Source organism: Rhodanobacter sp. T12-5 (assembly GCF_008329435.1).
GTDB lineage: Bacteria > Pseudomonadota > Gammaproteobacteria > Xanthomonadales > Rhodanobacteraceae > Rhodanobacter.
Map to the genome: position 1 here is coordinate 194,920 of NZ_NPKN01000009.1, position 11,890 is coordinate 206,809.

The 11,890-nt window shown below is 60.0% G+C and carries 10 protein-coding genes, 1 other RNA gene and 1 pseudogene; 6 read left to right on the forward strand and 6 right to left on the reverse strand.

Annotation, left to right across the window (positions count from 1 at the left end):
• Positions 1–197 precede the first annotated feature (197 nt).
• Complete coding sequence (locus tag CIW53_RS16670) at positions 198–1,127, reverse strand: hypothetical protein (protein WP_149365840.1); 930 nt, start codon at positions 1,125–1,127, stop codon at positions 198–200.
• A gap of 1,798 nt (positions 1,128–2,925) precedes the next feature.
• Here CIW53_RS16670 and CIW53_RS16675 point away from each other — a divergent pair.
• On the forward strand, positions 2,926–3,171 hold the full coding sequence (locus tag CIW53_RS16675; protein WP_149365841.1) for a hypothetical protein: 246 nt from the start codon (positions 2,926–2,928) through the stop codon (positions 3,169–3,171).
• A 113-nt stretch (positions 3,172–3,284) separates the two neighbouring features.
• Positions 3,285–3,938, forward strand: coding sequence for a response regulator (locus CIW53_RS16680; RefSeq protein WP_149365842.1), 654 nt, complete (start codon positions 3,285–3,287; stop codon positions 3,936–3,938).
• 88 nt (positions 3,939–4,026) lie between these two features.
• Here CIW53_RS16680 and CIW53_RS16685 read toward each other — a convergent pair whose 3' ends face one another.
• A complete protein-coding gene (locus CIW53_RS16685; RefSeq protein ID WP_149365843.1) occupies positions 4,027–7,245 on the reverse strand; it encodes an Rne/Rng family ribonuclease in 3,219 nt (1,072 codons plus the stop codon).
• 334 nt (positions 7,246–7,579) lie between these two features.
• Here CIW53_RS16685 and CIW53_RS16690 point away from each other — a divergent pair, with 334 nt between their 5' ends.
• Positions 7,580–8,578: an RluA family pseudouridine synthase gene (locus CIW53_RS16690; RefSeq protein WP_277949646.1), complete on the forward strand. Its 999-nt coding sequence runs from the start codon at positions 7,580–7,582 to the stop codon at positions 8,576–8,578.
• Positions 8,579–8,583: 5 nt separating this feature from the next.
• Here CIW53_RS16690 and CIW53_RS16695 read toward each other — a convergent pair whose 3' ends face one another.
• A complete protein-coding gene (locus tag CIW53_RS16695) occupies positions 8,584–8,925 on the reverse strand; it encodes a 4a-hydroxytetrahydrobiopterin dehydratase (RefSeq protein WP_149365844.1) in 342 nt (113 codons plus the stop codon).
• 149 nt (positions 8,926–9,074) lie between these two features.
• On the opposite strand from CIW53_RS16695, the gene CIW53_RS16700 reads away from it, so the two are divergent.
• Positions 9,075–9,683, forward strand: coding sequence for an NfuA family Fe-S biogenesis protein (locus CIW53_RS16700; RefSeq protein ID WP_149365845.1), 609 nt, complete (start codon positions 9,075–9,077; stop codon positions 9,681–9,683).
• A gap of 72 nt (positions 9,684–9,755) precedes the next feature.
• Here CIW53_RS16700 and CIW53_RS16705 read toward each other — a convergent pair whose 3' ends face one another.
• Positions 9,756–10,109, reverse strand: a complete 354-nt coding sequence (locus tag CIW53_RS16705; protein WP_149365846.1) for a cytochrome c — start codon at positions 10,107–10,109, stop codon at positions 9,756–9,758.
• Between the two features lie 18 nt (positions 10,110–10,127).
• The gene (locus CIW53_RS16710; protein ID WP_149365847.1) at positions 10,128–10,451 is read right to left on the reverse strand and encodes a cytochrome c; all 324 of its coding nucleotides are present in this window, start codon (positions 10,449–10,451) and stop codon (positions 10,128–10,130) included.
• Between the two features lie 293 nt (positions 10,452–10,744).
• Here CIW53_RS16710 and ssrA point away from each other — a divergent pair.
• Together ssrA and CIW53_RS16720 are read left to right on the forward strand one after the other, a co-directional pair.
• Positions 10,745–11,099, forward strand: a transfer-messenger RNA (tmRNA) gene (gene ssrA / locus CIW53_RS16715).
• A gap of 278 nt (positions 11,100–11,377) precedes the next feature.
• The gene (locus tag CIW53_RS16720) at positions 11,378–11,806 is read left to right on the forward strand and encodes a hypothetical protein (protein WP_149365848.1); all 429 of its coding nucleotides are present in this window, start codon (positions 11,378–11,380) and stop codon (positions 11,804–11,806) included.
• Here the strand turns inward: CIW53_RS16720 and CIW53_RS18000 are convergent.
• A pseudogene (locus CIW53_RS18000) lies at positions 11,769–11,890 on the reverse strand (IS3 family transposase); the annotation flags it as partial. The gene CIW53_RS16720 and the pseudogene CIW53_RS18000 sit on opposite strands and share 38 nt — an antisense overlap.

Consider the following 11,890-nt stretch of genomic DNA (forward strand, 5'->3'; position numbering starts at 1 on the left):
TGATGATTGGGGGCGAGTGACTCACTGCGGTTCACGGCATACAGTCTGAGCAAGCTTACTACCGCGTGTCATGGACCATGTCCAACAGGTTTGCAGTGATATATGCCAGCCGATGACCGGGGCTCCCCCATCAAGGCACCTGTGGCATAGAAAAGAGCGGACTGAGGAATAGCAAAGCCCGCCGGTGCTGGTTCTTCTTATTCTTCCGTGTAGGCTGAGATCGCTAGCTGTGCGAAGGATGCAGGCAAAGCTCTTTCTTTCACTTTGCCATCCAGATATTTTGCGAAGCGGCCATCACCAATATAGTCGTAGCGTACCCACCGGCGAAACTCGCCTAGCGCGGCATCTGGATAACACCACGGCTCTTGAGGATTGGACATGGCTTGGGGAAAGTAGGACGGATAGTTATGTTCGTACTTAATCCTTTCCCCGAGCGATGTGCTGAGGTCCTTTGCCACCCAATGCTTCGACCAGTTTATGCCAACACTAATGTCTGGGACAAATTTTTCGTCTATGTGCAGGCCTGATTGGCCGAGTGTCACAATCATGTCGGCCATCTCTTTGAATATGCCGAAATAGCCTGCAGGTACAGAGTTATAAGTAAGAGAAACACGATCATGGAATTGACGCCACGCATCAGGAACGTCTTGACGTGGATCGTATCCAACTTGGCTATAAATGAAGTCTCTTAATGCCTTGCCGGCGAGCAGGCGATAGTTCTGCTTTGCTTGCTCTTTGACGTTCGAGCCGGCATCAAGTGAATAATATTCAAGGAGCGCTAGGCAGAAAGTCTCTGGGTACGCATAAACCGCGGCTCCATTTTGAATGACTTCTACATATGGTGATTGCAAGACAATATTGCGGGAGGCAAGTATTTCCTTGAGCCGTGTAACCCTTGGTTTGGAGGCCTGGTCTAACCACTCTCCAGTCAGCTCTTGAAGGGCAAAGTGGCGGATGCCGCAAAGCCTGGCAAGGCCGCGGCCGGTGAGGAAAGGCGTGCCGTCAGACAGAACCCCCATGCCGACGCCGTCAATTTCAATCTGTTTCTCGATGCCGAGGCTGAGTTCACCCTGTTTTGGGTCGGCCAGCTTCGAGACGCCAACCACTTTTAAGCCATTGTTTTCCATAACGTATGCCCCGGCCAGCAAACAGTGAATTGCACGTTAAAACGCAGTTTTGGCAATATACCAGTGTCTAGGCTCGATTAGCTGCATCCGTGCTCCCTGCAGCTCTGACGCCCCGGTGCCCGTAATCAATGCGGCCACCAAACTGGAAGAGCCATCGTGCAAAAAGATGCCCATAGGCGATGACATGCGATCCATGAATGTCCCGGGTTGGGACAGGCGCCGACATACCCGGGAGTGCCGCAAACGCCGGCAACGGGACGCTGATTGACGCTAGGCCTAACCGATGCCGGGCTCCAATTGCTGCGTCAATTACAGCTTGATCCGCAAGGCCCGCAGCGTGATGGCCCGCAAACGGAGTGCCAATAGGACGATCGCGCCCATCGTAGCGAACCAAGCAGCATCCCCGAGCTCCGGCCCCAAGCGGTGCCAAAGCGGATATCGGGCCCGGGTAGAGGCCAAGAGGGCTGCCAGAATGAGCCATCCGAACACGAGGCGCACCGCCCGTTTAACTTCGGCTTGTCTGCGCCAGAAGTCTGCGCGTTGAGGATCATCTAACACCCGGTCCAAGAGTTCGCGCTCAAATTTTCCCGTCAGGCCCCGAACGAGAAGTTTTTCCCGCTGTTTCTCGGTTGTGGCACGGCGGCCGCGATGGGTAGCACCGGCGAGGAAAATCGCGCCCGACTCTCTCACTTCCCACTCGCAGCGGTATCTCCGTAAACCGAGCCGCACGGGGGTCCACACTATTTCTCCGATTGACGATGTCATGGACTACCATTCCGATTGGCCGATGGCCGTACTTGGATTTGGTGCGTGCACGCGGCCATGAAGGTGTACTTCATTCGTTCGCCCCTTATTTTGTTAACACGGTCGGGGCGAACGCCTACACATCGCCGGGCTTCCCTCTGATTCTATCTCCACGGCCACGCCAGCAACCTATGCACGCCCGCCGTCAGCACCTGCTGACGACCGTGACGACTTCCCTTGCATGGGTGCCGCTCATGATTCTCTATACCGTCAAGCCGAACCAATTCGGCCAGTGGTGCGTACTGATAGCGGGCGCAACGCTAACCGATGGCCTGCAGCTCGGCGCCGCCATACGACATGCGCGGGACGCTGCCCGGAGTGAGCACCTAGAGTCCGGCCTAGTGACGCGGGTCGAAATGCACGGCGCTGACGTGATCGTGCCGCTCGCCCACTACCAGACGTCACAAGATACTTGGACGGGCGCTACAGCGTGAAGGCGGGCGAGCGTATTAACCCCGGTGATTCAGTGAGCCGTGCGCACTGGTGCGGTTGCTTCAGTTGCAGCGACCGAGACCTGATTGAGGCGATGCGTGCTACCAGCAGCACTGAGGTGGGCGTGATTGGCCTGTATCTCGCTACAAGGTTCGCGCTGGAATCATTCGAGATTTCGGACGAGCAGTGCCTGGCAGGTAAGCACCGCTAAATTGGGGGTATTTTTGGGGGTATGATTGAAGATATGGCCCTGAAAGGTCCGTTGTTAAAGGCTTTTTGTTGCCCCTCTTGGCACCAATGAAGGGTTTCAGAAGGGAATCTGAAATGCCGAAAGACAAAAAGGCCTGCCGTTCTGGCGGGCTTTTTCGTGTCTGATGATTCGCTCCGGCGCAATCGACATCGAGAGTTCACGCCGCAGAAGGACATCCGGTATTTCCGCACACCCAGTGTAGGCGAGGGCCGACATATCAGCCTCCGCGGTCATGGCACATTGCGGAGGTCAGCCTGTGAACGGCCTGGCACGCGCACATTCCGAATTTATCCTTTCGATGGAACGATTGCCATGGTGATCATTTCGCTCAAGGTGTTGCCTACAGGCGGTTGGTGCGTGTGTCGCTCCCGCATCACCTTGTTCAGCAACATGCAACTGGGTCCGGCGATCACGCTGGCCAGAGAGCTTGCTCGCGATGAATATCATCGTTCGGGACGAGGGATCAGGGTGGAGATGCCGGGGCCGGACCTGCCCATCGTATTGGCCCGCTATGCCGAAGACGCGGCGCCGTCAGACGGGGATGCGTTGGCGGCCTGAGTAACCGCAACGCGGCAATCGTGTCGTGTTGCTCACGGAAGCACGGACAACGGCTTGCAATAAGGGGCTTTGCAGCCTAATTTTCGTGCTGCCCAACCAAGGAGGGGCTTGAAGTGATCAATGTTGTTCTGGTCGACGATCACGAACTGGTGCGCACTGGTTTTCGGATGATCTTGCAGCAGCAATCGGATATTCGCGTCATCGGCGAGGCAGACAGTGCCGAAGAGGGCATGCGACTGATCCGCACGTTGACCCCGCATATCGCCCTGGTCGACGTGCACATGCCCGGCATGAGTGGAATCGAACTCACTGAACGCGTGTGCCGTTCGAAACTTTCGACCCATATCGTCATCGTGACGGTAGTCGATGACGCACGTTTTCCCAAGCGCCTGCTTGACGCGGGGGCGCTGGGTTACCTGACCAAGGGTTGCACTGCCGAAGAGTTGATTTCCGCCGTGCGTCAGGTGGCGGACGGCAGGCGCTATCTGGCACCGGCGGTCGCTCAGCAGTTGGCGATGGCTGCGCTCGACGGCAGCAGCTCACCTTTCGATGTATTGTCCAGCCGGGAGCTGGAGGTCGCGATGATGTTGGTGCGTGGCAAGCCGTTGACCATCATCGGCGAACAACTCAACCTGAGCCCGAAGACCGTGTCGACCTACAAGCAACGTCTGATGGAAAAGCTGCGGGTGGAACACGTACTTGGACTGGCACATCTGATGACTGTGCATGGGTTGATCGATACGCCCAATCATCAGGTCGGTGCTTGAGTGCAGCCGTGACAAAAGGGTGCTCGTAGTCGCAAAAAAAACCGGATTTTCATCCGGTTTTTTTTCGTCTGACAGGGACAGCAATGAATCAGCCGTGCGTGCCGCCGTGCTGGTCACCATCCGGGCCGCTTGCCATCGGGTTTGCCGTTTCGGACTTTTTCGTGACGTCTGGGGTGGACGTACTCGATGGACCCGAATGATTCGGCGGGGACAGCAAATCGCCCTGCTTGGGCGACGGGAGCGGAGCGCCCGGATTTGCGACTGAGGCCGTTTCGCCTTCGGGGATGATCGTACCGGTGGTGGTCGCGAGCTTGCTGTCATCCTGCTCGGCGGCAGGTACCGTCGGAGCCGGAACAGTTTGAGCTGTCGGCTGAACGATCATTGGCCGGGCCGACAAGGACTGTGCGTCATGGGCAGCTTCATCCATCAGCGGACTGGCTGGCGTCGTCGGCGACGCATGTACGGTCACATTTGCGGGCGAAGCATCTGCTTGTTCAATGGCGTGATCTGTCGCGTTGGCAGCAGTGACCGATGAGGTTTCTTGCGAGGCCGGGACCGGAGCGGGTGCAGGCGAGACGGCCTGGCTTTGCATCGGGGCAACGCCCATCGCGTTCGGCTCGCTGGTCTCCACGGATGCTTTCACCTGTTCCGGGATGGGGGGCAGGGGCGGCAAGTTGAAGGACGTGGGCGATGGCGCTGCGGAATTGACGGCATCAGCGGGGGCCGACGGCTTCGACTGAATGGCCGAAGGAGCCTCGCCTGTGTTCTCGCGGGTTGTCGACTCCCGGGATTCCGATGCAACTTCGGGTTTGACCACATCCACGCCATCGTCGCCGATAGCATCGATGGCCACTGCCGTCGTGGTGTTCGCGACCGCGGCCACTGCCACCGCAGCTACCGGTCCGCGCTGGTTCGCAGGCTTGCCAGCAATGGCTGGATCGCCATCACCCTCGTCACGGTCTTCATCGTCGAGCGCCTGCACCTGCACGGCGTCGAGACTGGCATCACCGGACGCGGTTTCATCGTGGCGCCGCCGGCGCCGACCGCCGCGCCGACCGCGCCGGCGCCGCGACTGGCTGCCGTCGGCGTTGAGCGTGTTGTCTTCGGATTCGGGGGTCGTGGACTCGGCCAACGGCTGGATCAGCAGCTCCGCTTCCTTGGACGCATCACTTGGCAACGAAGCCGACGGGCGCTCGTTGACGGTTGCGCGTGGCTGACGTTCTGCCTTCGGTTGTTGCAGGTTCGGCTTGCGCTCGGCCTTGGCGGCGTTGCCGTCGGCGATGGCAGGCTTTGGTTGACGCTCCGCTTTTGCTGCCTGCGTCTGGACCTGTGGCGATCGGCGAGGTTCACCTTCGTTGTTGCGTTGGCGGCTGCTTCGCGGTGGTTGCTGCGTGCCCGGTTTTTGCGAATTTTGTTGCGTCGATTCGCGACGAGCCGGACGCGAGGAGTCGGTTCGTGCATTGTTGCCGCGAGCGCTGCGCTCGTCGCGCCGATTGGTGCGGTTGCTTTCGTTGCTTTCGCTGCTTTCGACGCGTTTGGGCGCTTGCGCGGGGCTTGCCGCTTCGGCGCTGCGAAACCATCCAAGCAGGCGTGAGATGAGCCCGGTAGGGGGGACATCGCGTACAGGAGTGGCTGTTGACGCCGTTTGGCGGCGCGCAACGGGCGGCGTCGGAGCCGCTGGCGCGGCGACTTCCGCGCGCAACGGGGCGGGGCTGGACGGCACGATGCCGCTGACGGCCGGCTGCTCGCCGCTGCCGAGCGCCTGGCCCATCTTGGGCAGTTCGGCCGTTTCCACCGTGGTCAGGCGCTCGTAGCTGGGCTTGCTGTGCTCGCCCATGTCCGCTTCGCGGATGCGCTGGATTTCGATGTGCGGGGTTTCCAGCTTCTCGTCGGCCACGATCATCACGTGCACCTTGTGGCGCAGTTCGATCTCGACCACGCTGGCACGCTTCTCGTTGAGCAGGAAGTTGACGACGCTGGACGGCGCCTGCACCAGCACCTGGCCGGTGTTGTCCTTCATCGCGTGCTCTTCGATCAGGCGCAGGGTGGACAGCGACAACGATTCCACGCCGCGGATGTGGCCGTGGCCTTCGCAGCGTGGGCAGGTGATCTGGGTAGCTTCACCGAGGCTGGGACGCAGCCGCTGGCGCGACATCTCGAGCAGGCCGAAGCGCGAGATGCGACCGATCTGCACGCGGGCGCGATCGAGCTTCAGTGCATCTTTCAGACGATCTTCCACTTCACGCTGGTGCTTGGGGCTGTCCATGTCGATGAAGTCGATCACCAGCAGGCCGCCGGCATCGCGGATGCGCGCCTGGCGGGCGATTTCCACCGCCGCCTCGCAATTGGTGTTGAACGCGGTCTCCTCGATGTCGCTGCCCTTGGTGGCCTTGGACGAGTTGACGTCGATCGCGGTCAGCGCTTCGGTCTGGTCGATCACGATCGAACCGCCCGACGGCAGGCGTACCTGGCGGTCGAACGCGCTCTCGATCTGCGTCTCGATCTGGTAGCGGGTGAACAGCGGGGTGTCGTCGCGGTAAAGCTTGAGCTTGCGCAGCGCGTTCGGCATCACCTGTTGCATGAAGTCGCGGGCATCGTTGTACAGCGGCTCGTCGTCGATCAGGATTTCCCCGATGTCGCTGCGCAGGTAGTCGCGCAGGGCGCGGATGAACAGCTTCGACTCCTGGTAGATCAGGAAAGGGGCCTTCTGCTTGCTGGCCGCTTCGGAGATCGACTTCCACAGCTGCAACAGATAGTCCAGGTCCCACTGGAGTTCTTCGGCGTCGCGGCCGAGGCCGGCGGTGCGCACGATCAGGCCGACGTCGTCAGGCACGGTGACGTGGTCGAGCGCTTCCTTCAGCGCCTGCCGATCCTCGCCCTCGATCCGGCGCGAGACGCCGCCGGCTTTCGGGTTGTTCGGCATCAGCACCATGTAGCGGCCAGCCAGGCTGATGAACGTGGTCAGGGCAGCGCCCTTGTTGCCGCGCTCTTCCTTCTCGACCTGGACGACCACTTCCTGGCCTTCCTTGAGCAGTTCGCGAATGTTGGCCTTGTGCGGATCGAGCCCCGGAGTGAAGTACTCGCGGGAGATTTCCTTGATGGGCAGGAAGCCATGGCGTTCAGCGCCGTACTCGACGAAGCAGGCTTCGAGCGAGGCCTCGACTCGAGTGATTCGGCCCTTGTAAATATTGGACTTTTTCTGTTCCCGCGAAGGGATTTCGATGTCCAGGTCGTACAGGGTCTGGCCATCGACAATGGCCACGCGCAACTCTTCACGCTGAGTCGCGTTGATCAACATACGTTTCATGGTGGTAATCCTCGGCTTGGCCGCGCGTCGCGTGCCGCGGTGGCGCCGAAATGGCGGCCTGCCGGGGATCGCGCCGCTGCGGTTAAGCGGCAAAAAAACGGCACCGTTTCCGGCGTCGGGACGATTCGGTCAACTGCGCTTGCCGCCCGATACCTCATCGCATCGGACAAACGGCAGCCCGAACCGTTACGATGAAAGGGAGCCGCAACCGGCCACCCCAAGGCAACCAGTGCAATCCTCGCCGACGTTACGGGGCGGGCACTCGGCCCGATCCAGACATCGATGGGCAGAATGTAGCGCCTGTCGAGTATCCTATCTAAGCAGGTTTTTTTCAATGCAGACGGCAACTTCCCCCGGCGCACCTCAGGGTGTACGTCAAGTCGTGATCGGCCCCGAGCGGGATGGCCAGCGCATCGACAACGCGCTGGTGACACTGCTCAAGGGAGTTCCCAAGAGCATGATCTACCGGCTTTTGCGGACCGGTCAGGTGCGGGTGAACGGCAAGCGGGCCAAACCGGATACGCGTCTCGCCGATGGTGATACTTTGCGCATCCCCCCGGTTCGGGTTGCTGAACGACCCGAAGGGCGTGCGCCTGCCGGTGGCTTGGTGGCCTCGGTGGCCGATGCGGTCATTTTCGAGGACAAGCACTTCCTGGTCATCGACAAGCCGTCCGGCGTGGCCAGTCATGGCGGAAGCGGTGTCAGCCACGGTGCTATCGAACTGCTTCGCGCCGCAAGACCGCAAGAACACCTCGAGCTGGTGCACAGGCTCGATCGCGACACCAGTGGCGTGCTGGTGTTTGCCAGGACTCGCGCCGGCCTCACCGGCTTGCAGGCGGCGATCCGTGCCGGCGAAGTCACCAAACAATACCTGTGCCTCATGCTGGGTCACCCGTCCAAGGCCAAGTTCGACGTCAATGCGCCGTTGCTGAAGTCGGTATTGCAGGGCGGCGAGCGGATGGTTCGGGTGGCCGATAACGGAAAGCCGTCACTGACGTTTTTTCGCGAGATGGAACAGTATCCCGGCGCGCGCCTGATGCAGGCCACCCTGGGTACCGGCCGCACCCACCAGATCCGCGTGCACGCGGCGCATATCGGTCACCCGCTGGCCGGCGATCCGAAATACGGCGACAAGGAAATGAACAAGCGCTTCAAGGAGATGGGCCTGCAGCGCTTGTTCCTGCACGCAGCGCACATGAGTTTCGAGCTGGAAGACCGCGCCTACAGCTTCTCCACGCCGCTGCCGGATGACCTGAAGGATTTTCTCGACGTGCTTGCGGTCAAGGGCAAGCGACTGATCTATTCACGGGACAAGTCGCGCACCGACTTCTGATCCGATCAACGCGCGAGCAGGGCCTCGACCCGCGCTGCGCAGATGAAATCGTTCAGCGACAGGCCGCCGACGTCGTGGGTCGACCACAGCAGTTGGCAATGGCCGTAGCCGGCTTCGATGTCCGGGTGATGGTCTTCGTGATTGGCCATGAAACCGACGGCATTGATGAAGCCCAACGTGTGGTGGAAGTCGGCAAACTTGAAGTCCTTGATGATGGCGGTGCCATCGTCGCGCAGTTGCCAGCCCGGCAGCTGACGCAGCAAATCGGTCATTTGTGCGGCATCGAGCGCGTGCTCCCTGCCTTTGCGCGGCTGGCAATGCAGGGTGGCCAGGTCGGTCGTGTTCATCGTGAAACTCCATGGGTTGCGGCAAGTGATGAAGCGTCGAAGTTGCGGGCGCAAAAGTCAAAGCGCGCATCGAACTTGAAACAGGACTAAAATGGTGCTGTTTCGCCGGCAAGACTCGCCGGCACCCGCATGGTGACACCGGAGCAGGCATGATCGACATTTCCGAACGCGCGCAGCAGCACTTTCTGCGGCTTCTCTCGCAGCAGGGCATCGACGACCTGGGCATCCGCCTGCGGGTTACCTCGGCTGGCACGCCGGCGGCCAGTTGCGAACTCGAGTTCTGCGAAAAGGCCGACCTGGCCGGCGGGGAATGGACGATCGAATGTGCCGGCTTCGACTTCCATGTCGACGGCGACAGTGCCGATTGGCTGGACAACGCCAGCATCGACTTCGAGCCGAATGCCACCGGCGGGCAGCTGAATATCCGCGCGCCGAAGATCAAGGGCGACGTGCCGGGGTCGGAAGCGGGCCTGATCGAGCGCGTGCGTTACGTGCTGGAGGCAGAGATCAATCCGAAACTGGCCTCGCACGGCGGGCGGGTCAGTCTGCTCGAAATCGATGCTGACGGTGCGGTACTGCTTCAGTTCGGCGGCGGCTGCCATGGTTGCGGCATGGTCGACGTGACGTTGAAGCAGGGTGTGGAAAAAACCTTGCGCGAGCGTGTGCCGGAGATCACCGCGGTACGCGACGCCACCGATCACGCTGGCGGCGAAAAGCCGTATTACAGCAAGGCCGAAGGCAAGTCGGCGATTGCCTGAAGCCGGTCCGAATCGCGCAAAAAACCAAGGGCCCGCCGAAGCGGGCCCTTGGTTTTCAATGCGGCAGCCGGATCACTTTTCGCCGCTGATATGACCCTTCAGCGTATCGAGTTTGGTCGGCAGGCTGGAGAAATACGCGGAGACATCCTCGATGTCCTGATCGGACAGGGTGGCCACCATGCCCTTCATGATCGGGTTGTTGCGCTGACCATCCTTGTACTCGTGCAGCACGCGCTGCAGGTACAGGTTGTACTGGCCGGCGAGGCGCGGATACTGCGGGTCGACCGAATTGCCGTCGACACCATGGCAGGCAAAGCAGGTTGCCGCCTTCTGCTTGCCGTTCTCGACGTTGCCGTTGGCCAGCAATGAGGTGGAGGCGACCGCCAGCACGGCGCCGAATGAAAGCAGGGTTAGCACACGTTTCATGCGGAGAATCCTTGGCAACTACTTGGCGAGGCTGGAGAGATAGGCGGCAATGTTCTGAATGTCCGTGTCGGACAGACTCTGCGCCTGCGCATCCATGGTCGGATGCTTGCGATCGCCACTCTGGTAACCATGCAGCGCGTTGACGATGTACTGCTCGTTCTGTCCGGCAATCTTCGGTACCGGGTATTGCGGATAGGCATTGGTGTACCCGGGCACGCCATGGCAGCCTGCGCAGGTATAAATCAGTTTGCGTCCGGCAGCCTTGTCGCCTTCAGCGTGAGCGCTGGTGGCGGCGAAAAGGGCTGTGGTCACAGCCAGGCCAAGCAATTGCAATCGAGTCATCGAGATCATTTCCCACGAGTACGGCGGGTACAGGGTGATTTAAGTCGGCAAGTATAGACGCTGCTTCCTCACGTGAACAACACTTCACGAGGGCAGGGTCGGTGTCTGCGCAACGGGCAGTCGTGATTTGCGAGGTCCGAAGCCGTTTCGCATGGTGTCGGCAGACAGGATGACGAACTCATGGCGCAGCGCATGTCCCCCTTGACGCTGAACGGCCTGACCTGAATGCAGCAAGCGACATTGCTGCTGCAGCCATCGACCCATATACTGCGACTGGTCAAATCGTTCTCCCCGGGGGTGTCCTGGCTTCGACGGGGGTAGTGAGATGACTTGGTGCATGCCGAGGGGGCAGCTTTCCTCGTTAATCCAGCAGCAAACTTCTAGTTGCCAACGACGACAACTACGCTCTCGCCGCTTAAGGCGTAAGCCCCGAACCCACTTGTGCTCATGCTCGTCGGTGTAGGGTCATTATCATGAGATCGCCGAACGCTGCCGCCTGGCGGTTCTAGGCTAAATCAATCAGGCTGGTTCCGCGGTGCGCCTTGCCCATCGTGCTTGTCGCGGAACGAGATCGAACGTTGGGCTAAGCATGTAGATCCGGGCATTTAACACCTTCGGACGCGGGTTCGACTCCCGCCACCTCCACCAAAAACGCGGCAAACCCTTTGTTTTTAAAGGGAATTTTGAGGCCTCACTTGATCCCTTCGGGTATCATTTGAGGTATCAAAATGCCAAAACCGCTAATGCTCCAACGACCAAGCGGACTCTATGTCCGCTTTTTCGTGCCCAGTGATTTGCACGCCCGATGGGGTTGCCGTTACATCGTTCGGAGCCTTGGAGGTGCAAGGGCAGACCTTGCACGGCTGGCCGTTGCACGCCTCGGGTATGCTCTTGGGCAGGCATTTCAGCAATCGAGATTGTCGCCGATGGCAGACCCGAAGGACCTTCTTCAAACAGCCTTGGCTGGTGCTCGTTCTGGTCGTGATTACACGCTGGAATTGCCGAACGGTGTGAAAATCACCACCGATGGCAGTGAAGTCGATTACATCAAGGCCAAGGAGCTTGCTGTCGAACTCTCAGCCATGGCGGCGCCTCCCGCACCAACTTCCTTGCCTTCGGGCCTTCTGTCTGGTCGGGTACAAACCTTCCTCAGTCAGATGAAGGCCAAGGACCGAAGTGCCACGAACTTACTCGATACCACCTTCACCCTAAACCTCTTTGTGGCGCTCATCGGTGACAAGGAATTGTCGGCGGTAAACACTGACGACCTTGATACCTTCCTCGATGCTTTAGCCGTCTGGCCATCCAATGCGGGTTCTACCCCGTTTTCGCGGACAGTTGAGTTAAGGCCGTGAAGGCCCGATCCCGAACCTCGATTCTGCGTTGCATTCGGGGATTGTGGAAGCGTTCGATGTAGTCAAAGACGTCGGACCGTGCCT